Consider the following 26,694-nt stretch of genomic DNA (forward strand, 5'->3'; position numbering starts at 1 on the left):
CGTTGTGGGTTAGCGCCTTCGGCGATACTCATCCTCAGCGCGATAGTATTCGTCAAGGGTCGTGCGCCTTCGGCGATACTCTCCACAGGAGACTATCGTGTTTCATTGCTAATCGCTTGAGGATATGGCTAAAACTCAAAACCTCTGGGCTTTCTGCATGTGCGTCGCTCCTTGCCATCCATGGCACCGCGACATCAGTCCATCACGACACCTTGCCATCCATGGCGGTGTTCTAATCTCGAACATCCTTGTTCGAGTCTTGGACAAGTCCCGTTGAGTTTCTTCACGCCATATCCTCTGCGCTCATTGACGCAATTCCACTAATCGTGCTCTCTAAGCTAAGAAACTTCCTCTGGGCTTGGGTCGTCGGGGTTGGAACGACGGAGTTGGAACGATGGGGATTAGGGCGACGGGAGAAGGACGACGTAGGCGCTGTTTGCGTTTTTGACGCAAATGCGCTGTAGGCATGTTTTGGCGACGTGGATGCAAGTTTGGGGACGGTTCTTGGCTTGCATTTAGAAGATGAAAAATAGGGAGAAAACACTTGTGGAAACAAGAGAATTGGTGGATAATATGTCTTTGATTTCAGACTTATGGGAAACAGAACGCTTGATTATTAGAGATGCGAATTTACTTGATGTGGATAGATTACAAGAGATTTATAGACAGTCTGAAAATACGGAAGGCTGGACTAGGGAGAGCGAATTGACTAATGACTATATACTTAATGGTGTTAACATGGGTAATTTACCCCCTAATGGAATAAAAGAGTTTTATAAGATTCAATTAATGACTCATAAGACCTCATCTGAAATTATAGGATTCATAGAATTTTATCATGGCTTTCCTGATAAAGAAGTTTTATATATTGCTACACTTTTGTTTTGTGAAGACTACCGTAATAATCGTTATGGTCAAGAAGTTATCATGAAATTATGTAATCAAGCACTTGAATTAGGATTTTATCAAGTTAGACTTGGAGTATCACTTAAAAACTGGTTAGGAATCTATTTTTGGAATAAGTTAGGGTTTGATACAATTCTAAAATTTCAGGGTGATAAAGTACTTGACAAGAATTCTTTCGCATTGCTGGAACTTGGGAAAAACCTATAGTGGGGCATTGTAAGTGCAAGTTTGGGAATGGTTCTTGACTTGCATACTTGCATCGTTGATATGTATGTGTTTTTTAGGAGGCGTTTCATGGAACGGGAAAAAATGTTATCGTATATTTTAGATGCTTATCCATATCCGGTTGTGTTTGTCGATTGTGATCATGTTATTAGATATTTGAACAAAAGGGCAGAATACCATTATTATCAAGAACGTGGTTATCGTGATTTAATTGGAAAAAGTATTTTTGATTGTCATCAGAATCCAAAATCGGAGGAAATGATCAAATCTGTTGTCGAACAACTCAAAAATCATGCTAATGAGGCCTTTTTAAAGGTTAATTATAGAAATGAACGAATTTACATTGTGCCTGTAAGGGATGAGAATGGGGCATTGATAGGATATTTTGAAAGGTTTGAAATGAACTTGCAAAAGTAGGTCTTACTGGTCATATGGTTGTTATGTAAGGTAAGAGAATTATTTGAGCTAAAAATTTATGGTTTGCGGAGGACGAATAACGTGAATTGGATGAATAAACGAGTTTTAGTCATTGGTGCAGGTCTTAGTGGTCAGGCGGCTGTTCGGAAACTTCAGCGTCTGGGTGCGGAAGTTTTCTTGACGGATCAGCAGTCGGGCGAGAGCCTCAAGGGGGTTGAAGAACTAGGACTTGATCGGACTCATTTGTTACTTGGTTTAGTACCAGATTTTGCGACGATTAACCCTGAGCTGATCATTCTATCTCCGGGGGTATCACCTAAGCTCTCTTTGGTTGAGGAGGGGATTTCCCGTAATGTGGCCGTGTGGAGCGAAGTGGAGCTGGCCATGGATGATTGCCCCGCGCTTTGTATTGGGGTCACCGGAACGAATGGCAAAACAACTACCACCACTTTAATCGGGGAATTAGCAGGGTTGACTGGGCGGCCTACGATTGTTGCGGGAAATATTGGAGTCGCTTTAAGTGGACAGGTCGATAAGATGAATGAGAATAGCATTGTCGTGGCTGAGCTTTCTAGTTTTCAGTTGGAGTTTATTCATAGGCTTCGAGTTCACATTGGCATTTTGCTGAATCTTACCCCTGATCATTTGGATAGACATGATACCTTAGAAGAGTATCTGAGGGTTAAAACTCGAATCTTTGAGAACCAAACAGCAACGGATTTGGCGATTCTAAATTGGGATGATCCATTAGTTCGAGATCTGGGATCTAAATTAAAAAGCAGGGTCCTATACTTTAGTCCAACCTCTTTCTTGCAGGAGGGGATTAGTCTTTGGCATGACGAGATTGTCTATGCGGAAAAGGAAAAGAGGACGATGATTCCAATTATCTCCCGTAAAGAACTTCAGATACGCGGGGCACATAATCTGGAAAATGTCATGTCGGCTGCGGCTGCGGCGAGGGCGTTAGGCCTTTCTTGGACAGAGATCGCTGATGGGCTACGACAGTTTAAAGGGGTAAAGCATCGACAAGAAGTTGTAGGGTCGTATGAGGGGATTCTTTTCATCAATGATTCTAAAGGGACTAATACAGATGCTGCTACCAAGGCCTTATTAGCATTTGATGAACCCTTAGTACTTATTGCTGGGGGAAAAAATAAAGGGCTTGATTTTCACGAGTTTATGAAAGTTGTTTGCGGTAAGGTTAAAAGTCTTGTTTTACTGGGTCAAGCGGCTGAAGAGATGGAACAAGCTGCCCGGGACGAAGGGGTACAGCGGATTATTAGGGTTAATACCTTCGAGGAGGGTGTAGAAAAAGGGATTTCCGAGGCGGTTCCTGGGGATGTTGTTTTATTATCCCCTGCTTGTACAAGTTGGGATATGTTTAAGAATTATGAAGAAAGAGGGGAATTGTTTAAGGAGTTAGTGCGTAGGCATTATAGGGAACCCATTCAACATTGAATAAAGGGGGAACTAACAATGCGAAAGTATCATCGACCTGATTTGGTCTTGTTGGGAGCGATTTTGGCTCTGTTAGGGATAGGATTTATTATGGTTTATAGCTCAAGTGCTGTCAGAGGCTTTATTCAGTTTGATGATCCTTATCACTATCTCAAGATGGAAATTATGTGGGTGACAATAGGACTTGTAGCATTGTTCCTTAGCATGCGGGTGGATTTGCAATGGTTACGTCAATTTGCGAAACCGGCCCTTCTTCTGGCAATTGCCTTGTTAATTGCGGTTAAAATCCCGGGTATAGGACGAAAGGTCAATGGTGCCGATCGTTGGATTGGGCTCGGACCTATGTCAATCCAGCCCTCGGAAGTGATTAAGCTTTCCATGGTCTTGATGATGTCCCATCTGCTTGCCCTTAATCCCTATAAGATCAAATCCTTTCGCAAGGGTGTTCTTCCGATCCTTGGTTTGCTCGGGGTAATTGCCGGGCTCATTATGCTCCAACCGGATTTGGGTACAACCCTGGTCATTGCGGCTACGACGTTTTTTATGTTGATTGCGGCAGGTGCACGGGTCAGTCATATCCTTGCTTTAGCAGGGACAGGGCTCGGTTTAGTCGTAGTGGCTATTGCCGCTGCACCTTATCGAATGCGACGTATTTTTGCTTTTTTAGATCCTTGGGCCGATCCTTTAGGGAACGGGTATCAAACGATTCAGGCGCTTTTAGCCTTAGGTCCAGGGGGATTGTTTGGTCTAGGTTTAGGGCAAAGTCGGCAGAAATTTCTTTATTTGCCGGAAAACCACACAGATTTTATCTTTGCCATGATTGGAGAAGAACTTGGTTTTATCGGTGCGACATTGATCATCTTACTTTTTTTCCTCTTCGCATGGCGAGGGTTTCGGGTGGCAATGAGAGCCCCAGATGCCTTTACAGGATTTCTCGCGGTTGGGTTAACGGCTATGGTTTCTATTCAGGCGATGATCAACATGGGAGTTGTGAGTGGGGTATTGCCAGTTACTGGGATAACTCTACCCTTTATCAGTTATGGGGGCACATCGCTCGTTTTTACGATGTTGGGAGTTGGAGTGCTGCTGAATATTTCCAGAGAAGTAAGGTGAACTCGAGGCACGATGTTCGAGGTTCGAAGTTCGAGTGCATGTGCGCCTTTGGGGCTTGATGGTGGAAGTCTCGGGAGTGGAGAAAGGGGTTTAAAGGGTGCGTGTGATTTTAACGGGTGGTGGAACTGGCGGGCATATATATCCAGCGTTAGCCATTGCCAAAGGATTATTGGCGCGTGATGATAAGACTCAAATTCTATATGTGGGAATAAGGGATGGGATGGAAGCGCGTCTAGTGCCAGAAGAGGGGATTAAGTTTGCTGGGATTTCAGGAAAAGGACTGCCGCGCAAGTTAAGCTTGGAGACGATAAAAGTTCTCGCTAAAAGCTTAAAGGCGCTCTGGGAAACTAAGAATATTTTGCGAAAGTTCCATCCAGATCTGGTCATAGGAACCGGAGGATATGTGTCAGGGCCGGTTGTTTTGACCGCGGCGCTTTTTAATATTCCAACCTTGCTTCATGAACAAAATGCTTTACCCGGAATAACAAATCGAATTTTAGCACGGTTTGTGCGCCGAGTGATGGTAACCTTTCCTGAAAGTATTTCACATTTTGGGGCTTTGAAAAAACTTGAATTGGTCGGGCTCCCAGTTCGCTCAGAGATAGGAGAAGTGACCCGTGAAGTGGGAGCCAGGAAATTTGGATTACGCACAGATTATTTGACTCTGCTGGTAACGGGTGGGAGTCGGGGTGCACTCACCTTGAACACGGCTATGATCACTGTTTTAGAGCATCTTGCTCAACGCCCGGATATTCAAGTGGTTTGGGCAACCGGAAAGATGACGTACTCCCAAACGATTGAAGAGCTCGAGAGACGAGGAATTATGTGGCGAAGATCAGGTTGGCGTGTCTTAGAGTATTTGAAGGATATGCCGGAAGCGTTGGCTTGTACTGACCTCTACATAGGTAGGGCTGGTGCAGCTTCTTTAGCGGAATTGATGGTTGCAGGAATTCCCAGTGTTTTGATTCCATATCCTTATGCTGCGGAAAATCATCAAGAACATAATGCACAGGCACTTGTTCAGGCTGGTGCAGCACAAGTCATCTTGGACTCGGAATGTGACGGAGAACGGTTATGGAAAGAGATAGATCATCTGATTTCTCAACCAAAGCTTCTCGACACTATGGGAGACGCAGCGCGAACCCTTGCCCAGCCTCAAGCTTTAGATAAAATTTTAGATCTCTGTAGGGAAATTGCCTGGCACTGATCGTGGTTCGCTATTCGTGGTTCGTGGTTCGGAATAACGAATAACGAAATCAAGTTTGTAGTTCGAACTACGAATATCGAATATCGAACATCGAGTCTGCTCACACCTGCTTACTCTGATGCATAGCATATGGCAGTAAACAAAGTAAAGGAGTGAGCGTGGTGTGGCCAAAACGAAAAATCCAACTGGTCGCTTCTTCTGCAGCTTCCGGAATTGACGGGGTCCGGGCCGTGTTGAGAGGGGTTCAGCTTGAATTCTGTGAGGTAGAACCAATAGCTGAGGATTTATGTGAATCAAGCTCGGAACGATGGATGGAGATGCCTTTCGCTGATATGACAAAGTCTAGTCAATGGGACCCTGTGACTGAATTAGTCTATTGGTCAGATGGTTTGGAAGAGAATTTATGGAAAAAAAAGGCCCTAAGCCAAGGAATAAATCAGCAACCGATACAAGCTTTAATACATAATATTCTTCAGGATGAATTAGTCTTATGGATATCTGAACCGACGGTGCTTATTGAAGGACGTCCCTTATTAGGGCATATTTTAGATATGGCAGGATTTGAGCCGACGATCGTTTGGCAAAACGATGGAAAATGGCATTGTGTGCAAAAGCAGGGCTCATACTGGCTGATATCAGAATCTTGGTTAGATGGGCTAGTCGATAAAAGTACACTGGGAAGAAGAGCGGAGCCTGGAATCAATGAACAAACGACTTGGGTAGTTCGTGAAACTCAAGTTGATTTTTATCATAGTTCCGAGGGCCGTGGTTATCTAGGTTATTTACCGCGATGGCCAGAACCGATAGAAGAACTAAGGGCATATCATATTATTGCGAAGTGTTTTGATATCGGGGTTTCTTGGTTGGATATTAAGTTAGCTCTGGGCTCACTTTGGAAGAACCAATGAAGGGTGGACAACATGAGGTGGAAAATCAATGATTTTGGATGGAATGACGGGACGGGTGGAGAAAAAATATCCATTGCTCCACTTGAACACTTGGAGGATTGGTGGGCCCGCTGAGGTTGTATATTGGCCTGAAACGACTGAAGATTTATTCAGTGTATGGAAACGTGCGCGGGAGGCTGATATTCCTGTTTGGTTAATCGGACGGGGTTCTAATTTACTATTGCCGGATGAAGGACTTCCTGGAATAACAATGGTGACGACTGCCTTGCGGAAAATTCACTGGGGTGATTTCATAGTTCGCGTTGAAGCAGGGTACTCATTAGCTTTATTGGCTCAAGAAGCCGGTGAACGAGGGTGGAGCGGATTAGAGTTTGCACGAGGGATACCTGGATCAGTTGGGGGAGCTGTGATCATGAATGCGGGTGCTCACGGCCGTGAAATAGCATCTCAAATAACCAATATTACCGTATTAGGAACAGATGGAACCCTGAAAAACATAAAACGAGAAGAGATTAAATTTGCTTATCGATACTGTTCGTTACGTGGTCAGGCTTGGGTGCTTGAAGCACAACTGGCGTTTTCACGTGGGGAGCGGGAACAAATATTAAAGACAATGAAAGAGAATTTAGCCAATAGAACAGCAAATCAACCCATCGAGAAACCTAATGCGGGAAGTATTTTTCGAAATCCTCCGGGTGATTCAGCGGGTCGGCTGATTGAAGCTGCTGGGTGGAAGGGGAAAAGGATGGGCGGTGCTCAGGTTTCCGAGAAACACGCAAATTTTATCGTCAATAACGGCAGTGCTAAGTCGAAGGATGTGCTTGCTTTGATAGACGCTATTAAGAATGATGTTCGCACTAAATATGGAATCACTTTGCAAACAGAAGTAGAGAGTATCCAGACCGAAATGACAATATCGCAAAGGATGTAGAAAATTGACACCTTTAAAAGGGGGGGTTGGATAATGGCGATGGATAGGTATGTCATCACCGGAAAACAACGGTTAGAAGGAACTATTCGGGTAAGTGGAGCAAAAAACTCTTCCCTTCCCTTATTAGCTGCAACTTTACTAGCTGAGGGGTCGTCGGCCCTATTAGAAATCCCGCAATTAGCGGATATTACCCATATGATTGAAGTACTTGAGCACTTAGGCTGTAAGGTTGTGCGTCAAAACGAGGCGTTACTCATTAACGCTGGGGCTTTAGGGTCTTGTGATGTTGATGAAGGGCTCATGCGCCGAATGCGTGCTTCAAATTTGATTTTAGGTCCATTATTAGCCAGGTATGGACGGGTTAAAATCTCAAGACCTGGTGGTTGTGCCATTGGTTCTCGCCCTATGGATCAACACATCAAAGGGCTTCAACAATTAGGAGTAAAGGTTAAAGAAAAACACGGCTACATCGAAGCTTGGACGGATAAATTACTGGGTGCAGATGTTTACTTAGATGTCCCAAGTGTTGGAGCTACTGAAAATATTATGATGGCAGCTGTCTTAGCAAAGGGTATTACCCTGATCCGCAATGCAGCTCGTGAGCCAGAAATTGTCGATTTACAATTATTCTTAAATAAAATGGGAGCCAAAGTGCGTGGAGCTGGAATGGATGTCTTGAAAATTGACGGGGTCGAATCTCTCCATCCTACAGAACATACTGTTATACCGGATCGGATCGAGGCGGGAACCCATATGATTGCTGCAGTCATGACTGAGGGAGATGTGTTGATTAAGAATGTAGTACCAGAGCATTTGGAACCGGTTATTGCAAAATTGCGCCAATCAGGAGCTATTATAACTCTGATGGATGAGGCTATCCGTGTTCAACAGAGGGGAAGAATTAGCGGGGTGGATCTTAAGACGATGCCTTATCCCGGATTTCCCACAGATATGCATCCCCAGTTTATGGCAATGCTCTCGTGTGCGGAGGGCACTAGTATCATTACCGAGACCATCTTTGAAAACCGTTTTCAGCATGTTGATGAATTAAGGCGGATGGGGGCACAGATAACCGTTGAGGGGAGAACTGCCGTAATTCGTGGAGTGGAAACCCTTGAGGGGGCCTTTGTGGAGGCCACAGACCTTCGTGCTGGAGCAGCGCTCTTCCTTGCGGCATTGGCTGCTGAGGAAGCGACTGTCCTTGAAAAAGTAGATTATATTGATCGTGGTTACGAAAATTTAGAAGAGAAATATAGTCATATAGGAGCAAAAGTTGTGCGAGTGTGATATTTTGTCAATAAAAGTCTTCTAAAAAAGCATGACAGAATAGGACTGTATTCGTTATACTGGGACAAGGAGGAAATGCCAAAATGCAACCCAAGAAAATGAATACGTCCTTTCTTTATGTAGCAGTTTTGACGATGCTACTTTCACTTGGAATTGTGCTATTTGCACGCTCCAGTGCTTTTGCTATTAATAACGTCATGGTACAGGGGCTTAGTTTGGTTTCCGAAGATGATATTTTAAAATTGTCGGATGGGATTAAGGGCCAAAATTGTTTGTTTTTTGATCAAACGGCTTTAGCCCATAAAATTTCGTTACATCCGCTTGTTAAAAGTGTTAATTTTCAGCGGAAGCTTCCCAAAACTCTTGTTATACAAGTAACCGAAAGAACTCCGATTGCTCTGGTAGCTGTTCCAAAAGGAATCTTGGAAGTGGATAAGGAAGGCACCTTTTTACGACGATTAGAGAGTTGGCCCAAAAATGATTTTCCGGTTATTAGTGGAATAACTCTTTCCGATACGGTTGGACCTGGTCAAAATTTAGCCAACCCACTTCTCTTGGCTGCGCTTCGCTTACTTGGACAAGCTCCTCCAGAATTGCATAAACAGATTGGAGAGCTTCATGTCAACGAAATACAACAGATGACCTTGTTTTTAACAAGTGGGGTGGAAGTTCGGTTGGGAAAAGCCAATGACTGGAGTGATAAATTAAACGCGCTTTATAAACTTATAAGTGATCCTGGGTATACATCAATTCAACAAGGGGTACGATACATAGATTTTACAGCGGCAAAACCAGTAATAGGTCGCTAAAGCAGGGAGGAATAATGGAACATGTGGTTACCGCTCTTAGGCTTAGTTTTAGGATTAGCGATCGGGTATGTCAGCCCGTTTTCAGTCCCGATTGAATATGCTAAATACTTATCCGTTGGAATTCTGGCGGCCTTGGATTCTGTCTTAGGAGGGATACGGTCTGCTCAAGAAGATCATTTTGATAGTGCCGTGTTCTTGACGGGCTTTTTTAGTAATATGCTCCTTGCGGCTCTATTAGCTTATGTAGGGGATCGCATCGGAGTGGATCTTTATTTGGCTGCTGTAGTAGCATTTGGCGTCCGGATATTCCAAAATTTAGGGAGCATAAGACGACATCTTATCAAAAAATAAAGTTGGATTGCTAGATTTAAAAATATATAAGTAACTTAACAAAAACTTTTTTAAAATAGAGGGATAAAGCATAAACATATAGAATTTGTACGGTGTATGCATTTAAAACTGAATGTATAGTTTATGGATTTAAGGATAACAGGTCAGAAAGGCAGAATGAAGCGAGGGGGTTATAACCTAAATGCTGGAATTTGATACGGACTTAAACCAATTTGCAGAAATTAAGGTGATTGGTGTAGGTGGTGGCGGAAACAATGCGGTTAATCGTATGATTACCGCTGGATTACAAGGGGTCGATTTCGTAACAGTCAATACAGATTCACAAGCCTTACAACTTTCCCGTGCAGGTCAAAAGGTGCAAATTGGAATAAAGTTAACCAAAGGACTTGGGGCTGGAGCAAATCCGGAAATTGGAGCTAAAGCAGCGGAAGAGAGCCGGGAGGAACTGGCAAAGGTACTAAAGGGAGCGGATATGGTCTTTGTGACCGCTGGTATGGGGGGCGGAACAGGTACTGGTGCGGCCCCTATAGTCGCAGAAGTGGCCAAAGAAATGGGTGCCCTAACCGTTGGAGTAGTCACGCGCCCGTTTACGTTTGAAGGTCGTAAGCGAGCAATGCAGGCGGAAAAAGGAATTGCTGAACTCAAGAGTAAAGTAGATACCCTGATTACGATCCCTAATGATCGTTTATTGCAAGTAGTGGACAAGCATACCACGATTCATGAGGCATTTCGCATTGCGGATGATGTCTTGAGACAAGGTGTACAAGGTATCTCGGATTTAATCGCGGTTCCAGGCCTGATTAATTTGGATTTTGCTGATGTTAAAACGATTATGTCAAATACAGGTTCGGCACTTATGGGTATCGGCCAGGCAACTGGAGAAAATCGTGCAGCAGATGCAGCCCGCAAAGCAATTTCCAGTCCCTTGCTCGAAACTTCGATTGAGGGAGCTAAAGGAGTTCTCCTTAATATTACCGGGGGAAGCAACTTAACTCTTTTTGAAGTGAACGAAGCTGCGGGAATTATTGCGGAAGCTGCGGATCCTGAAGCAAATATAATTTTTGGAGCCGTTATTGATGAAAACCTTAAGGAAGAAATAAGGGTTACTGTTATTGCCACTGGATTTGACCAGCATTGGGCAGGGTTTGGTGTTGCTCCTGGAAAAGTACAGGATAACATTATTAAGACTGTAACGAAAGAGGGGGACGTCGATATCCCTGAGTTTCTTAGGCGTCGGCGGTAGCTAATATATATTATGGTTACAACAATCAACAAGCGTTCTCCTCACTATCAAAGTGATACCATCACTATCAAAGTGTGTGGAGAACGCTTGTTTTTTGTTGATAGAGCAACTTGTACTTGCCCGGAATAGATTACCCATCTATTCCCGGACAAGTTTTTTCACTTTCATGCCCCCACTTCTATAAGTGGGGGTTCTTCGTGATTTCAGGTGAGGTTAAATCCTACAGGCGGTTAGCATTCAATGAGCATATTTTGTCGACAATATGTTTCTTGGTTAAAAAACTACACTACTCGTATTAATTTTCCTAAAATATCCATTTACAACATCCCGAAAGCGACAGGTTTTACTACCTTCTTTAGATATAATTTTTAGAGAAGTGTTAGAAAGGGTGTACCAGATGGATGTAGCACAAACTTATCTCGATCTGGACATTCTCATTAACGGGGGAATGGACACTCTGCTTCTGATCCTTATTGGCCGACTCATCCGCCTACCAATCCAGCCGTACAGAATCCTAGTTGGGGCTATGCTTGGAGAAATTCCAGTTATTTTAGCCTGTTATTCTTCACCACCGTGGACCACACTAAGTAAATGGGTTATTCCGTTTCTTATGATTGGAGTAGCTTACCCAACAAGGAGGCTCAATAATTTTCTCAAAGCAATACTCGGATTTTGGCTTCTTTCCGCAGGACTTGGGGGATTTGTGTATGCCTTATGGGGTTGGGTGAACTTTGATAATGGAACCGGTAGTGAACAATTAACCCTAGTCTTGGGTAATTTATGGATTCTTCCGTTAGCGGCCATGGCCTGGTGGTTATTTCAATTTATTTGGCAGAGATGGCAAGAAAGAAACTCTATTCTTGAACAGATTATCTACGATTTGGAAATCAGGTTTGGCGGTGGTGATCATGAAGTTGTGCGGGTTAAAGCGCTAATGGACACAGGAAATCAATTGCGAGATCCATTGACCGGTAACCCAGTAATTCTTCTGGAAGAGGAGGTTGCTGCGAGTGCGATGCCCGAAAATGTAAGGGCGTTTCTTAATATCTCTTGGAAAGACTGCTCAGACCCTTGGCCGCTAATTTGGAAAACTAATCCAAGCTTAATGAAACAGATTGCTTTTATTCCCTGTCAAACAATTGATCGTCAAAGTTGGCTGCTTGGAATTAGACCTGAGCGTGTAACCTGGCACGATAAAAAAGAATCTTGTCAAATCCAGGCAACCGTGGCACTCGTCAAGCAAGTGTTAAGTTCAGAGGGTGAATACCAAGCGTTACTACACCCAGAACATGTGCGGAAAGGTGGAGATAGTTAAATGAAGTGGTGGAGTAATGTGCAAAATAAGCTCAAACGGCTTTGGGTCATGCTTTTTCAGAAGGCTTGTGGGATTGGTGGGATTTATTATGTTGGAAGCAGTGAAGCCCTCCCACCACCACTAAATTCGGATGAAGAGGGGGTCCTCTTGGAACGACTAGAAATGGGGGACTTCTCCATTAGAGATATTTTAATTGAACGTAATCTTCGTCTCGTCGTTTATATTGCTCGCAAATTTGAAAATACGGGAATTGGAATTGAAGACCTAGTTTCAATAGGCACAATTGGGCTAATTAAAGCGGTCAATACGTTTGATCCTCAAAAGAAAATTAAACTCGCGACCTATGCATCAAGATGTATTGAAAATGAAATCCTAATGTATCTCAGACGAAATAATAAAACTCGTTCTGAAGTATCGTTTGATGAACCCTTAAATATAGATTGGGATGGAAATGAATTATTGTTATCCGATGTTTTAGGTACAGAGAATGACATTATCTCAAAGCCCATTGAGGAGCAGGTTGATCGCCAGTTGTTACATTTAGCGATGGGGAGACTTACAAATCGAGAAAAGGTAATCATGGAATTAAGGTTTGGATTGGATGATGGGGTAGAGAAGACACAAAAAGAAGTTGCCGATCGACTGGGGATTTCTCAGTCTTACATTTCACGACTTGAAAAACGAATTATACGACGATTGCGCAAAGAATTTTGCCGATTGGAATAACCTTACAGATGTTAGGGCATACTTCCCAACAGAATTTGCTGGGAGGTGCTCTTAGATTGGCATTAAATAAAGTTGAGATTTGTGGAGTGAACACCTCGAAGTTGCCTGTATTGTCCAGCGTGAAGATGAAAGAGTTGTTTGTGATTTATCAAGCTGGAAATCGCAGTGCTCGAGACAAACTTATTCATGGGAATCTCCGTCTTGTTCTCAGTGTGATTCAGCGGTTTACGAATCGTGGAGAATATGTAGATGACCTTTTTCAAGTAGGTTGTATAGGGTTAATGAAAGCGATTGATAATTTTGATCTTGGTCAGAATGTAAAGTTCTCTACTTACGCCGTACCCATGATAATCGGGGAAATACGTCGTTATTTAAGAGATAATAATCCAATTCGAGTAAGTCGGTCTCTGCGTGATATTGCTTATAAGGCACTTCAAGTCCGGGATCAGTTGGTTAGTGAACGTTCTTGTGAACCCACAGTTGCAGAGATCGCCCATAAGCTTGCTCTGCCGAGAGAAGACGTTGTTTTTGCTTTAGATGCCATCCAAGAACCGATTTCGTTATTTGAACCCATCTATCATGATGGAGGAGATCCTATTTTTGTCATGGATCAAATAGGGGATGATAAGCAGTCGGATACAGGTTGGGTCGAAGGACTTGCTGTACGGGAAGCCTTGCGACGCTTAAGTGAACGAGAAAAATTAATCTTGTCTTTGCGCTTTTTTCAAGGGAAAACCCAGATGGAAGTTGCGGATGAGATTGGAATCTCTCAGGCACAGGTATCTCGTCTTGAGAAAGCCGCGATGCAACACATGCGCAAGTTTGTGTGAATGCGATGCACGAAGCACGAAGCACGAAGCACGATTATAGTGTGTGTGCAGTATTCGAATATCGAGCCTCGGGGCTCGATTAGAGCATATACGATACGCTAGAGGTGTGATATATAATATTCGCGTTTCGCGCCTCGAACATCGAGCCTCGCATTAGGGCTATTTTAAGACCTTCCCTCATATGATGACATATACGATGCACGAGGGGGTGGCTCCATGATCGAACCTCGAGCCTCGCGCATCGAGCCTCGATTAAGGGGGGGGTCTAAAATGCGCGTTTCGGATTTGCGATTATTGGATGTCGTAAATGTTAAGGATGGACGAAGGCTAGGGCCCATCAAAGACCTAGACCTCGATTTAGAACGGGGTGTTGTCAAAGGAATTATTGTGCCGGGACCGTCAAAAAGTTGGGGGCTCTTTGGTGGTGGTAAGACGGAGGATTATATTATCCCTTGGGATCGCGTTAAAAAGATAGGGGTTGATGTCATTTTAGTTGATGTCAATGATCTGCCTGAATTTAATCTTGAAAACGAAGACCGTCGGTAGGCCCTCATACAGTTACCTAGTTTCAAGCATAATCGCCTTTTCTTTCGGGAATAGGGCTTTATGCTTGTTTGCTTATTATCTAAGTTTCGTGCCTTTAGTTCTATGGGGTTCTTATAACTTTGGCGAGTAGAGTTCCAATCTAGAGTACAATGTTCAGTTTTAACTGAACGAATTCTCCAAAGTTAAACAAAAATCGTTATATTTGTACAGAAATCCTCATAAATAGGACTTTTGGCAGGTTTGTTCTCAAGCATATTAAATGATATATTTGTACTATGTAAGAATGTATCATTATCGGAATTTTCTTATCGGGAATCGAAGGAGCTTAAGGGATGAGTTGGAAGTGGCATAGACAAGGGGATTTAACCTACCTAACCCTCCCGAAATGGCAAGCGGAAGGAATTGACTTGGGCTTTTCGACTCGGGTTGGGGGAGTAAGTCAAGTTCCATACGATAGGTTCAATTTAGGGTTTCATGTGGGGGATAATCCTCTAGCAGTTCTGGAAAACCGAGAGCGTTGGCTAGGCCTTTGGAAGGTTCCTTGGTCAAGGGTTGTTGTCGGAGAGCAGGTTCATGGTACGAATGTGGAATGGGTTAATGAAGAAGACGGAGGGCGTGGTTTTCGCGAGCTAGAAACGGCAATTCCGGCGGTTGATGGATTATTGACACAGAGTACTCTTGGGCTCATGGCCTTTTTTGCTGATTGTGTTCCTCTATTTTTCTATTACCCCGATCTTAAGGCAGTAGGAATTGCTCACGCTGGTTGGAAAGGTACTGCTCAAAAAATCGGACAAAGAGTCATTGAATGTTTCGAAGAAGCTGGTGGGTGTACTGAAAATGCATGGGTTGCTATCGGGCCCAGCATTGGTCCTTGCTGTTATTCAGTCGATGAAAGGGTTGCTGAGCAGTTTCGTCTGAATTATAAAAAAACATCTTTTCTACATCCGCAAGAAGATAGACACTACCTGCTCGACTTATGGGAAGCTAATCGAACACTGCTCTTGGAAAAAGGGATTCGCCCGGAAAACATAGATATTGCTGCAACTTGCACCGCAGACAATCCTAATTGGTTTTTCTCACATCGTCGGGAAGGTGCACGAACTGGCCGAATGGCAGGGTGGATCAGTAAGCGAAGCGCGATGCACGATGCGCGAGGTACGAGAGGTACGGAATATTCGAACTTCGTGCCTCGAACCTCGAGCCTCGATTAGGGGGTGAGTTAGTTGGCAACAATCTTAGTGGTTGACGATGAGGAACCGATTCAAGAACTCCTTCGATTTAATTTAGAAAAGGAAGGTTACTTGGTTAGTGTCGCTAAAGATGGGAAGGAAGCCTTAGACCGTGTTAATAAGGAAAACCCCGATCTTATTGTACTTGATCTGATGTTGCCAGGAATGGACGGTCTGGAAGTTTGCCGAAGGCTTCGTTTAATTCCCGGGTTTCAACACGTTCCTATCATTATGTTAACCGCTAAAGGAGAGCTCATCGATAAAGTGTTAGGGCTTGAACTAGGAGCAGACGATTATATGACTAAACCGTTTAGCCCCCGCGAATTAATAGCTCGTATTAAAGCTTGCTTGCGTCGTGTCAACACAAACGAGAAAGCTGACGCCCAGATTGTTCGCGGAGAATTGAGGATTGATATAAACGGTTTTCGCGTTCATGTGCGCGGAGAGGAAACTGAATTAACCCCTAAAGAGTTTGAACTACTCCGCGTATTGGTTGCTCACCCTGGTAAGGTATACTCTAGGGATGAATTGCTGGAACGAATTTGGGGGTACGAATATGATGGGGATACCCGCACAGTTGATGTCCATGTGCGCCACCTGCGTCTAAAAATTGAAAGGGATCCTTCCAACCCTGAGTACATTGAAACATTACGCGGGATTGGGTATCGCTTTAAAGGGTAACGAAGATGAGTATAAAATGGCGATTGACCGGATTATTTTTAGCCATGACAGCCCTTTCCCTACTTCTTTTTTGGGTTGGGGAGAGCGCGAGATTAGTTTCTGTCGAACAACGGAGTGATATTGGCGTTGTGTTTCTAGCATTATGTCTTCCCACGGGGGTAACTTACTTTTACGCTAGCAGATTATCTCGTCGTATGGAGAAGTTTCACCTTGCTACACAACGAATTGCAAGGGGAGACTTCCAACCTATCTATTTATCAGATTCAACGGATGAACTTGGACAATTCACCGTGGAGCTAAACAGCCTTTCGAGGCACGTGGAGAAAATTGTCCAAAGTGGGACACAAGAAGCACATAAGATGGAAGCGATTTTAGCGGGGATGCAAGAAGGTGTAGTGGCAGTTGATCATGTCGGGCGTGTGGTATTAGTCAATACTGCTGCTGAGAAGATTTTCGAACGTCGAGCATCAGAGCGCGAACTGGAGTACCTATTAGAGCTGACTTATGACGCGGAATTGGTACACTTAACCCGTAAGGTGCTTGCGGGGCAGCCCTCAGCGACAAGAGAAACTCAAATTGCCCAAAGAACGGTACAAAGCCAGATAAATCCGATTTTGGGCGAGCAGGGGCAACCACGGGGCGCAGTGATCGTGATACATGATGTCACAGAGTTGCGTCGACTCGAACAAATACGAACAGATTTTGTGGCTAATGTATCGCATGAATTAAGAACTCCCCTGACCTCTATTAAGGGCTTTGTAGAAACACTTCTTGACGGTGCCGCTGAAGACCCGGCCATACGTAACCGATTTCTGAACATAATTCAAGCGGAAACCTTACGTTTACAGCGCCTTATAGAAGATCTATTGACATTGGCCCATTTTGAAGGTCGAGAAAATCGGACGGCTGTAGGTTCGGAAAAAAGAGGGTACGTTCAAAACGCCTATGAAAAAATCAAACCTGTAATCCAAAGCTTTGCTCAGGTCAAGGGAATTAGCGTAGAGGTTATTCTTCCAGAAGATTTACCGCCAGTCTTAATTGGAGAAGACTTACTGAGTCAACTTCTTTTAAACCTCTTAGAAAATGCGGTTAAATATACATCTGAGGGGCGTGTCTGGCTCCATGCTCAAGTAGGGCTAAACGACATCCACCTTGAATTCGGAGATACGGGCTGTGGCATACCAGAGGATATTTTGCCTCGGATCTTTGAACGTTTCTATCGTGTGGATAAGGCTCGGTCCCGGGAACAAGGGGGAACGGGGCTTGGGTTAAGTATTGTAAAGCACATGGTGGAAGGCATTGGTGGAAAAATTAGCGTTGATTCGAAGCTAGGACTCGGAACCGTTTTTACGTGTGATTTGCCACGGGCTAAATCGTAGTTCGTAGTTAGAGCATCTAACATCTAACATCTAACATCGTCGAACTGGCCAGGGAGGGTAAAATGGAGGGAAATAAAAGAAAACGGATTTATTGGTTTTGGAGTATAGTTCTAATTCTTTTGGCTGGTAGTGCAGTATGGTCCTTTCGATCGAGTTTGACTGCTAAGACGATAAAATTTGAGGTAGCCCAAACTGGGACAATAACTCATGAACAGAAAGTAATGGCGACCTTTGCCAATCAAGAAACATCGATTCTTGCTCCTATCTCTGGGAAAATTCAATATTTGGGGGAGGACGGACAACGTTTCAGGCGAGGGGAGGCAGTGGGAACCATTCAGGCGGATGGTACAGCCCCTGGAACCAAACGTGAAAATGCTCAAGCGATTCAAGCAGTGGTAGGAGGGTTGTTTTTCCGCCAGAGTGACGGCTTAGAATCTATTCTGACAAGTCAAAATCTTACTACAATGGATTTGGATAAATTGTTGGCTCAGACAGCTAAGGTTAAAACTCCGGGTGTAACCGTTCAAACTGGGGAAGTGGTGGGTAAAGTTGTAAATAATCTCATTCCGACCATGGCCTTTCTTGAAATTCCTAGTATGGAAGGACTTGTAGTAGGAAAGACTCTGAGGATAACGGTTGGAAATCAAACAGTCAACGCTAAGATTTTACGTAAATCAGATCAACCCAAAGGTATAATTGTCCAATTTCCTTACTATATCGATGGTTCGGTGTCCGATAGGCGTCATGAAGTGACTTGGATCTATCGTCCATCAGTCACGGGAGTTCTCGTACCGAAGAGTGCACTGTGGACGAAAGGGGAGGAACTCGGAGTCTTTCTATGGAGCGAGGGAGTTGTACAATTCAAAAAGGTTAAAATACTTGACCAAGATGATCAGCAAATCTGCATCGATAATATTCCAAGTGGTATTCCTGTCGTGATTACCCCGCGTGACGGATTGGAAGGGTTAGTAGCCGACGTAAAAAATATCTAAGTTTAGAACTATAAAAGCAGGAAACCTAAGAAAGAGCGTAGAATTCATTGCGAAGGGGATATTTCCAATGTTGGTTAATGAGGAAATTGAACAGCGCTTAGTCAGAGTCCGTATGCGAGTTGCTGAGGCAATTAAGCGTTGTGAAAGGGATCCTAGGACCGTCCGATTATTAGCAGTGTCTAAGACCCAACCAGTTTCGTCAATTGAAGAGGCCTATCGAGCTGGGCAACGAGCATTTGCAGAGAATCGTGTACAAGAATGGCTGGAGAAGGCTCCCCTTCTTCCAAATGATTGTGAATGGCATCTAGTGGGAAGGCTACAGACCAACAAAGTTAAATATTTAGATCAAACCATTTCAATGATCCACTCACTTGACCGATTTTCGCTTTTGGAAGCCCTTAACGTACAGGGAGAAAAGCGGGGTATCACTTGGCCGACCCTAGTCCAAGTCAATATTGCCGAGGACCCGACTAAGGCTGGGCTAACACCCGGGGAAGTGCCTGATTTTCTAGATTCCATTAGAGATTTTCCTTATGTCAAAGTACGTGGGTTTATGACCATCGGAGCCTTGGAGGCAAGCAAGGCTGAAACTCAAGGCTTTTTCCGACAACTTCAGGCTCTACGTGATACATTACAATCACGAAAATGGGAGGGTGTTGAATTGCGCGAGCTTTCAATGGGAATGAGTCAAGATTTTGAATTAGCTATAGAAGAAGGGGCGACCTTTGTTCGTATAGGACGTCAGATTTTCGGTGAGCGTGGATAGTGAACTTGTTCAGCTTGAGCTGGACATTGAGACTTTATGTGTGGGAATCTTTTAAAGTGGATGAACCAGTAAAGGGAGGGATTTTGATTAAATGGCTAAATTAATTGACAGGGTAATCGGAATTATGGGTTTTGCTGATGAGGAACCAGAAGAAGAGATACTAGAAGAAAATGATAGAGAAAGAAATATCCAAGAAGAAGTGCGTACTAGCAGAAAAAATGCTCAAGTCGTAAGTATACACACTCAAAAGCAAATGCGTGTCGTGGTCATGGAACCAAATTCCTTTGAGGAAGCACAAAACATTGCAGATCAACTAAAAACTCGCCGACCCGTTATTGTTAACCTCGAGAATGCAGAAAAAACGCTTGCCAAACGTATAGTCGATTTCATTAGTGGGACAACGTATGCTTTAAATGGGAATATGCAAAAAGTTGGAAATGGAATCTTTTTATTCGTACCCAATAATGTTGATATTTCTGGTGAGATGCGCGATGAACTTAAAGACAAAGGAATGTTTTGGCCTAGTTCAAAGTAAGGGGGGATTCTCATTTTATTCATTGTTCAAATTATTAGTAAAGTGATTTCAATCCTTATCTATGCCATTTTTGTTAGAGCTGTTCTGTCTTTTTTTGGCCCCAAATTTTCGCCGTCTAATAATAAATTAGTTAGTGTAATTTACGATGTAACTGACCCGATTCTCAAGCCATTTCAACGTTTTCAATTTAGTGGTACTGCAAGCGCAATTGATTTCTCCCCGCTTTTTGCTATCTTTGCGCTAAATATAATTCAGTGGCTTCTAGCTCAAATTTTCTAGTATGAAACATACAATGGATCGCGGTGGACTTAGGCATTGGGATGAAAAAGATACGCGTTTAGAAGCAGCCCATATTTTAGATCTTATGGAATCAGTGTATGACGGGGAGACCAGACAAGTTACCCCTTTTTTGACCCTTGCCATGAGGGATTGGGTTGAAGCGGTCCTTAAAAAAGAACATCTCGCTTTTATTGCTGAAGGAGGATTTCCTGAGGCAGAACGGGTTCGAATCCTCCTAGGCCCATGGGGAGAAGCCTTAGATTCTAAAGAGGCTGACGTTTCACTTCTTTGGGTGCGTCCGGTAGATTTGCATGCTCAACTTGAACATCGGCAGATCTTGGGTTCTCTGATGGCCTTAGGGTTTAGGCGGGATGTTTTAGGGGATATTCAGCCTGGGCAGGGTGGCTATTTTGTTGCATCAACTACTGAAGTTGCCCAGTTTATTATAAATCATTGGACCCAGGCGGGGCGTGAAAAAATTATAGTTTCACACTTTACGGAGAAACCGGTCGTGAATAGTGATCAGGGTGAGGAATGTCGCGTCACAGTCAATTCCTCGCGCATGGATGCGGTGATTGCCAATGCTTTTAGAGTTTCTAGATCAGTTGCTCAGGAATGGATTAATCAAGGCAAAGTAAGAAGAGATGGAGTTGTGGTAAGTAAAGCTGAGACGGAAGTACAGCCGGATAATATGATCTCTTGCCGGGGGTATGGTAGAATAAAGCTTTTGGAATGCTCTCAGACCCGCAAAGATAAGACGGCATGGCAAATTGTACTTTTTCGGTCACAACGGCATTAGGAGGGTAAACAATGCAAATAACTCCTCTTGATATTCGAAATAAAACATTCCGTAAAGGGATGCGAGGTTATCAATGTGAAGAAGTGGAAAAGTTCCTCGAAAGTGTAAGTGCGGAATTTGAATCCGCCTATGCAGAAAACTTTGAACTCAAAGAAAAATTAAATGGGTTAGAAACAGAAATCAGCCACTATCGTCAAATAGAGAATACCTTGCAACAAACTCTTGTTCTGGCCCAGCAGACGGCTGAAGAGGTGAAGGAGGTTGCGCGCCATGAGGCGGCACTTCTCCTTAGAGAGGCAGAACAGAATAAGTTGGCAAAAGTGTCTGAAGCTCAAGAAAAATGGGAAGAAATCCAGGAAGAAATTCAGGGACTTTCAAGAAAACGTGATTTATTACGGACTCAGCTCAAGTCATTTCTGCTTGCTCACCTTGATTTGGAAACCCTACAAGAACGTGATGAAGGTATAGCTTAAAGGATAATAGGGGTGTCATATGTTGCTAATCACTCTGTATTCATGGTAAAATAATCTGGCAGATATTTTGAAGGAGAAGGATTATAAATCGATGTATACATTAATTAGTGAGATATCCCCAGACTTTCTCATTCAAGGGTTTGGGTTACATCAGGATGAGACTCAGATTTACGTCGGAAAATCGGGAGGGCAAGAGCTTCAACTTGTAACTTCCATAGATGATTTGGATTCAGATCAGGAGGATATGAAAATTTTTAGTGTCGGCTTCGCAGAATCAGACCAAAATTTTCGCCCAGGGGATGTCTTGATGACTGGGAGTGATGATCTACTGGATCGGGCGTTTTTAGCGATGGATGAAATCGAGCAACGTGGCGTTGTTGTTAGTTTGACTCAATCTCAAGATACTAAGCATTTGTACTTTTCCAAAGAACAAATGGATCCCCTTGTTCAGGAATGGAAGCGACGCAAGGTTTCTTTCCTGTGCCTGTGGATGGTGGATCCGATTGAGTCGGAACAACGAGCAAAGTTGGTCACTATATTGCGCAAAGTTATCTCAAAGGACTGATTTATCTGAAGGCTAAGCCCGTGGCGACAAGGGTGGTACTGCGAGTGATCTCGTCCCTTTTAAAGGGGCGAGATTTTTAACTATTTATTTATTTCTATTTAGAGGCATTCATCAATCTCTACAACGTGGATCGTAATTTAAGGAGGAACTATCAAATGGACTATCGTAATACTCTCAATTTACCTGAAACGGATTTTCCAATGAGGGGGAATCTTCCTCAAAAGGAACCTGAGATCCTTAAATCATGGGAAGAATCTCAGCTCTATGATAAGGTGCAGAAGGCACGTGCAGGACGCCCTAAATTCATCCTTCATGACGGGCCACCCTATGCTAATGGGGATATTCATCTTGGGCATGCGATCAATAAGGTGTTGAAAGATATTGTCGTAAAATATAAGACAATGATGGGTTTTGACGCTCCATATGTTCCAGGATGGGATACCCATGGTCTTCCGATCGAACAACAAGTGATCAAAAAGCTGGGCGTAAATCGTCACGCCGTCTCAGTGTTAGATTTCCGAAAGAACTGTAAAGATTATGCCGAGAAATATGTAGGAATTCAGCGTGAACAGTTTAAGCGACTTGGAGTAAGAGGGGATTGGGAACATCCTTACCTGACCTTACAAAAGGAGTATGAAGCCGCTCAAATCGGAGTCTTTGGAGACATGACTCATAAAGGGTACATTTACAAAGGTTTAAAGCCAGTTTATTGGTGTCCTTCTTGTGAAACAGCTTTAGCAGAAGCGGAAATTGAATATGCCGATAAGCCAGCTAATGCTATTTATGTCAAATTTGCTGTACGAGATGGGTTGAATATTCTTAATCAGGAAAATTCGTTTGTGGTGATTTGGACCACAACTCCTTGGACACTTCCAGCAAATCTTGCGATCTGCGTCCATCCAGAGTTAAGGTATGCCGTTGTCACTGCTCAACAGGAACATTGGATCGTTGCTGAAGGAATGTTGGATTCCTTACGCTCCCTATGGAATATGGAACTTCCAGTCGAGAGGACGTTTTCGGGCAAAGAACTCGAGGGTGTTATCTGCAAAAACCCCTTGATGGATCGAGATTCTGTGCTAATTTGCGGAGAACATGTTACCTTAGAAGCTGGCACAGGATGTGTTCATACAGCGCCTGGACATGGGGAAGATGACTTTCTTGTAGGTAAAAAGTATGGATTACCCGTTTTATGTCCTGTTGACCACCAAGGAAAATTCACTTCTGAAGCAGGAGTCTATGTTGGTCAAAAAACTGGCAAAGCGAATCCGGCGATTGTGGAGGATCTCAAGAATTCTGGGGATCTTGTCATGGAGGAAACGATTGAACATAGTTATCCCCATTGTTGGCGTTGCAAGAGCCCAATTATTTTCCGGGCCACAGAACAATGGTTTGCCTCCATTGATGGATTTAGGCAAGCGGCCTTAGATGAGATTGAGAAAGTGCATTGGATTCCTGCTTGGGGCAAAGATCGAATTTATAACATGATTGCAGATCGTGGAGATTGGTGTATTTCCCGGCAAAGGACTTGGGGAGTTCCGATTCCCATCTTCTATTGTGAGGATTGTGGAAAGGTATTGGTGAATAACCAAACGATCTCGTTTGTCCAGGAAATATTCCGCCAAGAGGGGTCTGACGCATGGTTCGCTCATTCTGCCAAGGAATTGTTACCTGAAGGGTTTACTTGTGATTGTGGCGGGAACAGCTTCCGTAAAGAGACAGATATTATGGACGTATGGTTTGATTCCGGTACAAGTCATGCTGGGGTCTTGAAACAACGAGAGCATCTGGCTTGGCCTGCAGATCTCTATTTGGAAGGTTCTGATCAGCACCGTGGCTGGTTCAACTCCTCTTTATCGACAGGAGTGGCTGCGTTTGGTCAAGCACCTTACCGTAATGTACTGACGCATGGCTTTGTTGTCGACGAGCAAGGGCGTAAAATGTCGAAATCGCTGGGTAACGGAGTAGACCCGCTTAAGGTCGTTCAAGAATTGGGTGCGGATATTTTGCGTTTATGGGTTAGTTCTGTGGATTATAAAAATGATGTAGCTGCATCTCCTCGGATTATGAAGCAAATGTCCGAAGCCTATCGGAAAATTCGTAACACCCTGCGCTTTTTGTTAAGTAATCTTAATGATTTTGATCCTGCGAAGGATAAAGTTTCCTATCAAGATCTTCAGGAAATTGACCGCTGGGCTCTGCTTAAGCTCTCTAAGGTTGTCGAACGAGTTCTCCAAGGATATGAAAGCTATGAATTTCACTGGGTCTACCATACAATTCATAATTTTTGCACGGTCGAGTTAAGCGCCATTTATCTGGACATTGTTAAAGATAGGCTGTATGTAGAAGGAAAGAACTCCCATACTCGTCGTTCCGCTCAGACGGTCCTATACGAAGTTCTTGATTCTCTGGTTCGTCTCCTAGCGCCCGTTTTGTCCTTTATTACGGAAGAAATCTGGCGGTATATCCCTGGAGATAAGACTATAGAAAATATTCAAATGGCGGAAATGCCGAAGGTGAATTCTGAGTGGATGAACGAGACCATGGTGGACACTTGGGATCAGATCTTGGCATTGCGAACGGATGTCTCAAAAGCGTTAGAAAAAGCGCGTCAGGAAAAATTGATTAATCATCCGTTAACTGCACAAGTGGATCTTTATCCAACGGACGAACAGTATGGTTTCTTGCAGAAGGTCCCGAATCTTGCGGAAATTTTCATAGTTTCTGGATTAACAGTGCATAAGCCCGAGGAAGAAAGACCAGAGGGAGTACAACAAGCGGAAGTTCACGAGGGTTTAGGGATCTGGGTACAGCCAGCTAAGGGAGAAAAATGTGAACGTTGCTGGATGTTTCATGAGGAAGTCGGAAAAGATGCTGAACATCCGACGATTTGCCCACGTTGTAGTGGAGTGGTTAAAAGTCTAAATTCATGATTTTCCAGCACTGAACTATGAGTTCGCTTAATCAAGAAAATCCCAGTAGACTTAATAGAGAAAATAGCATATTATATAGAATAATAGCAATAGTTTAATATCCGAATGATACTAGCGGGAGAGATCTGGGAAATCTAGGCGCCGAAGGAGAAATTCCTTAAAAATCGCTTTTTTTAAGGAGCAAACTCTCAGGCAAAAGTACTGCTAGTAGACGGGACTCTGGAGAGTTTCTCATAAAGAGAACACCAAAGGGGAAGCCGCAAAGCGGCGAATCTCTCAGGTTCAAGGACAGAGGAAGTGCGATAACGCATTTCCTCTGTCCTTTTTTATACTAGTCAGAAAGTATAACTTCGTTATATACTTTCTGGAAGTATAAGGGCAACTAAGGCGGCCGCCTTCGCAAGGCTTGGCGCCAGCCAAGTTTTCTTTATTGGGTTTTTGGAATCATTTCCCGGGTGGTCTCAGAAACTTAGTGGAATAATATGAGGGATGTCTAATGCTAAATGAGCTTTCAGAGCGATGGTTCCCGACTGTCTGTCGGTACCAGAAAGCGCCACAGATCGGTTAGATCTAATGTTGATCTAGAAAGAGGAGGTGTTCGAATATGGTTGAAGTAAAACGTACCCCACTATATGAGGAACATACGGCCGCGAAGGCCAAATTGATTGACTTTGGCGGATGGGAAATGCCTGTCCAATATGCTGGCGTGATTGAAGAACACCATGCCGTCCGGACAAAGGCGGGGCTATTTGATGTCTCGCATATGGGCGAGATTGATGTTCGCGGGACAGAGGCCTTGGCCTTTGTTCAAATGCTGATTACCAATGATGCTAGTAAGCTAGAAGATGGGAAAATTCTTTATTCTCCAATGTGTTATCCAAACGGCGGTGTTGTCGACGATTTGCTCGTTTATCGCTATAATGAGGAACGCTTTTTTCTTGTTGTAAATGCCTCAAATGTCGATAAGGATTATGCTTGGATTGTCGAGCAAGCTGAAAAGTTTAACGTAAGTGTTGAGAACGTTTCTGAACAATACGCGCAACTCGCTTTGCAAGGACCTCTATCAGAAGCGATTTTACAACGTATCACAAAGACTGATTTAGCACAAATTAAATATTATGGGTTTACTCATGGTGAAATTGATGGGATACCGAGCCTAATTTCGCGAACAGGTTATACGGGGGAAGATGGATTTGAGATTTATGTTTCACCTGAATACGGCCGTAAATTATGGAGGAAGATCTTGGAGACGGGTGCACCGGAGGGGGTACAACCCATTGGATTGGGAGCCCGCGACACACTGCGCTTCGAAGCTCGGCTCCCTTTATATGGACATGAATTAGGAGCTGAAATTTCTCCGTTAGAAGCTGGGCTAGGTATTTTCGTGAAACTAGATAAAGAAAGGTTTATCGGTCGCGAGGTACTCCTTGCTCAAAAAGAAAACAGAATTCCACGAAAGCTAGTAGGTTTAGAAATGATTGAGCGGGGAATTGCCCGATCTCATTATCCGCTACAAAAAAATGGTCAAGAAATTGGATTTGTTACCTCCGGTTCATTTTCCCCAACTCTTAACAAAAATATCGCATTGGGGTTAATCCGCTCTGACTTGGCGATTCAAGGCGAAATTATTGACGTTATTATTCGGGAAAAGGCAGTGAAGGCTAAGATTATCCCTTCCTTATTTTACAAGCGAGGAAAATAATCGTAGTTCGTAGTTCGTGGTTCGAAGAAATGATTATCAAGTCAATTGCGAATTAAGACGTTTTATAAATTATAAGATTCGTTAGTTGACGA

28 protein-coding genes and 1 riboswitch are annotated in these 26,694 nt (G+C 43.6%); all 28 genes read left to right on the forward strand.

All coding sequences use genetic code 11. From position 1 onward, the window contains the following. Positions 1–248 precede the first annotated feature (248 nt). The 28 genes from UF75_RS28055 to gcvT all read left to right on the forward strand — a co-directional run bounded on the left by UF75_RS28055 (position 249) and on the right by gcvT (position 26,602). On the forward strand, positions 249–464 hold the full coding sequence (locus UF75_RS28055; protein WP_156146265.1) for a hypothetical protein: 216 nt from the start codon (positions 249–251) through the stop codon (positions 462–464). Between the two features lie 82 nt (positions 465–546). Continuing rightward, positions 547–1,113, forward strand: a complete 567-nt coding sequence (locus tag UF75_RS06290; RefSeq protein WP_052693042.1) for a GNAT family N-acetyltransferase — start codon at positions 547–549, stop codon at positions 1,111–1,113. 87 nt (positions 1,114–1,200) lie between these two features. Beyond that, positions 1,201–1,548, forward strand: coding sequence for a PAS domain-containing protein (locus UF75_RS06295; protein WP_045573757.1), 348 nt, complete (start codon positions 1,201–1,203; stop codon positions 1,546–1,548). A gap of 81 nt (positions 1,549–1,629) precedes the next feature. Further along, positions 1,630–3,006 carry a UDP-N-acetylmuramoyl-L-alanine--D-glutamate ligase gene (murD, locus tag UF75_RS06300; protein WP_045573758.1) on the forward strand — a complete coding sequence of 459 codons (1,377 nt, stop codon included), beginning with the start codon at positions 1,630–1,632 and terminating at the stop codon, positions 3,004–3,006. A gap of 18 nt (positions 3,007–3,024) precedes the next feature. After that, the gene (gene spoVE / locus UF75_RS06305; RefSeq protein WP_045573759.1) at positions 3,025–4,119 is read left to right on the forward strand and encodes a stage V sporulation protein E; all 1,095 of its coding nucleotides are present in this window, start codon (positions 3,025–3,027) and stop codon (positions 4,117–4,119) included. Between the two features lie 97 nt (positions 4,120–4,216). Then, a complete protein-coding gene (murG, locus tag UF75_RS06310; RefSeq protein ID WP_045573760.1) occupies positions 4,217–5,326 on the forward strand; it encodes an undecaprenyldiphospho-muramoylpentapeptide beta-N-acetylglucosaminyltransferase in 1,110 nt (369 codons plus the stop codon). A 161-nt stretch (positions 5,327–5,487) separates the two neighbouring features. Beyond that, entirely contained in the window at positions 5,488–6,234 is a 747-nt protein-coding gene (locus tag UF75_RS06315; protein ID WP_242860140.1) for a hypothetical protein, read from the forward strand. Between the two features lie 28 nt (positions 6,235–6,262). Further along, positions 6,263–7,165, forward strand: coding sequence for a UDP-N-acetylmuramate dehydrogenase (gene murB, locus UF75_RS06320; protein ID WP_197079335.1), 903 nt, complete (start codon positions 6,263–6,265; stop codon positions 7,163–7,165). Positions 7,166–7,198: 33 nt separating this feature from the next. After that, positions 7,199–8,452, forward strand: a complete 1,254-nt coding sequence (gene murA / locus UF75_RS06325; protein WP_045573761.1) for a UDP-N-acetylglucosamine 1-carboxyvinyltransferase — start codon at positions 7,199–7,201, stop codon at positions 8,450–8,452. A gap of 83 nt (positions 8,453–8,535) precedes the next feature. Then, positions 8,536–9,261, forward strand: coding sequence for an FtsQ-type POTRA domain-containing protein (locus tag UF75_RS06330; RefSeq protein WP_045573762.1), 726 nt, complete (start codon positions 8,536–8,538; stop codon positions 9,259–9,261). A 21-nt stretch (positions 9,262–9,282) separates the two neighbouring features. Continuing rightward, the gene (locus UF75_RS06335) at positions 9,283–9,612 is read left to right on the forward strand and encodes a small basic family protein (protein ID WP_034145548.1); all 330 of its coding nucleotides are present in this window, start codon (positions 9,283–9,285) and stop codon (positions 9,610–9,612) included. A 181-nt stretch (positions 9,613–9,793) separates the two neighbouring features. After that, on the forward strand, positions 9,794–10,855 hold the full coding sequence (gene ftsZ / locus UF75_RS06340; protein ID WP_045573763.1) for a cell division protein FtsZ: 1,062 nt from the start codon (positions 9,794–9,796) through the stop codon (positions 10,853–10,855). 397 nt (positions 10,856–11,252) lie between these two features. Continuing rightward, positions 11,253–12,170: a sigma-E processing peptidase SpoIIGA gene (locus UF75_RS06345; RefSeq protein ID WP_045573764.1), complete on the forward strand. Its 918-nt coding sequence runs from the start codon at positions 11,253–11,255 to the stop codon at positions 12,168–12,170. Continuing rightward, a complete protein-coding gene (gene sigE, locus UF75_RS06350; RefSeq protein ID WP_045573765.1) occupies positions 12,171–12,896 on the forward strand; it encodes an RNA polymerase sporulation sigma factor SigE in 726 nt (241 codons plus the stop codon). Positions 12,897–12,952: 56 nt separating this feature from the next. Continuing rightward, positions 12,953–13,726 carry an RNA polymerase sporulation sigma factor SigG gene (sigG, locus tag UF75_RS06355; protein WP_045573766.1) on the forward strand — a complete coding sequence of 258 codons (774 nt, stop codon included), beginning with the start codon at positions 12,953–12,955 and terminating at the stop codon, positions 13,724–13,726. 270 nt (positions 13,727–13,996) lie between these two features. Further along, positions 13,997–14,272, forward strand: coding sequence for a YlmC/YmxH family sporulation protein (locus UF75_RS06360; protein WP_045573807.1), 276 nt, complete (start codon positions 13,997–13,999; stop codon positions 14,270–14,272). A 332-nt stretch (positions 14,273–14,604) separates the two neighbouring features. After that, positions 14,605–15,483, forward strand: coding sequence for a peptidoglycan editing factor PgeF (pgeF, locus tag UF75_RS06365; RefSeq protein WP_045573767.1), 879 nt, complete (start codon positions 14,605–14,607; stop codon positions 15,481–15,483). A 12-nt stretch (positions 15,484–15,495) separates the two neighbouring features. Then, positions 15,496–16,182, forward strand: a complete 687-nt coding sequence (locus UF75_RS06370) for a response regulator transcription factor (RefSeq protein ID WP_045573768.1) — start codon at positions 15,496–15,498, stop codon at positions 16,180–16,182. A 5-nt stretch (positions 16,183–16,187) separates the two neighbouring features. Further along, a complete protein-coding gene (locus tag UF75_RS06375; RefSeq protein ID WP_045573769.1) occupies positions 16,188–17,561 on the forward strand; it encodes a HAMP domain-containing sensor histidine kinase in 1,374 nt (457 codons plus the stop codon). Positions 17,562–17,623: 62 nt separating this feature from the next. Then, positions 17,624–18,553, forward strand: coding sequence for an HlyD family efflux transporter periplasmic adaptor subunit (locus UF75_RS06380; protein ID WP_045573770.1), 930 nt, complete (start codon positions 17,624–17,626; stop codon positions 18,551–18,553). 67 nt (positions 18,554–18,620) lie between these two features. Then, positions 18,621–19,319, forward strand: a complete 699-nt coding sequence (locus UF75_RS06385; RefSeq protein ID WP_045573771.1) for a YggS family pyridoxal phosphate-dependent enzyme — start codon at positions 18,621–18,623, stop codon at positions 19,317–19,319. A gap of 91 nt (positions 19,320–19,410) precedes the next feature. Further along, the gene (gene sepF, locus UF75_RS06390; protein ID WP_045573772.1) at positions 19,411–19,854 is read left to right on the forward strand and encodes a cell division protein SepF; all 444 of its coding nucleotides are present in this window, start codon (positions 19,411–19,413) and stop codon (positions 19,852–19,854) included. 42 nt (positions 19,855–19,896) lie between these two features. Next, on the forward strand, positions 19,897–20,133 hold the full coding sequence (locus UF75_RS26865) for a YggT family protein (RefSeq protein WP_242860141.1): 237 nt from the start codon (positions 19,897–19,899) through the stop codon (positions 20,131–20,133). A gap of 1 nt (position 20,134) precedes the next feature. After that, positions 20,135–20,932, forward strand: coding sequence for a YlmH/Sll1252 family protein (locus UF75_RS06395; protein ID WP_045573773.1), 798 nt, complete (start codon positions 20,135–20,137; stop codon positions 20,930–20,932). 11 nt (positions 20,933–20,943) lie between these two features. Continuing rightward, the gene (locus UF75_RS06400) at positions 20,944–21,405 is read left to right on the forward strand and encodes a DivIVA domain-containing protein (protein ID WP_045573774.1); all 462 of its coding nucleotides are present in this window, start codon (positions 20,944–20,946) and stop codon (positions 21,403–21,405) included. A 91-nt stretch (positions 21,406–21,496) separates the two neighbouring features. Then, positions 21,497–21,970: a hypothetical protein gene (locus UF75_RS06405; protein WP_045573775.1), complete on the forward strand. Its 474-nt coding sequence runs from the start codon at positions 21,497–21,499 to the stop codon at positions 21,968–21,970. Between the two features lie 155 nt (positions 21,971–22,125). Next, positions 22,126–24,900, forward strand: a complete 2,775-nt coding sequence (gene ileS, locus UF75_RS06410) for an isoleucine--tRNA ligase (RefSeq protein ID WP_045573776.1) — start codon at positions 22,126–22,128, stop codon at positions 24,898–24,900. Between the two features lie 105 nt (positions 24,901–25,005). Continuing rightward, positions 25,006–25,114: riboswitch (glycine riboswitch) on the forward strand. 390 nt (positions 25,115–25,504) lie between these two features. Continuing rightward, entirely contained in the window at positions 25,505–26,602 is a 1,098-nt protein-coding gene (gene gcvT, locus UF75_RS06415; RefSeq protein WP_045573777.1) for a glycine cleavage system aminomethyltransferase GcvT, read from the forward strand. Positions 26,603–26,694 lie beyond the last annotated feature (92 nt).

This window comes from Desulfosporosinus sp. I2, assembly GCF_000960765.1.
Lineage (GTDB): Bacteria > Bacillota > Desulfitobacteriia > Desulfitobacteriales > Desulfitobacteriaceae > Desulfosporosinus.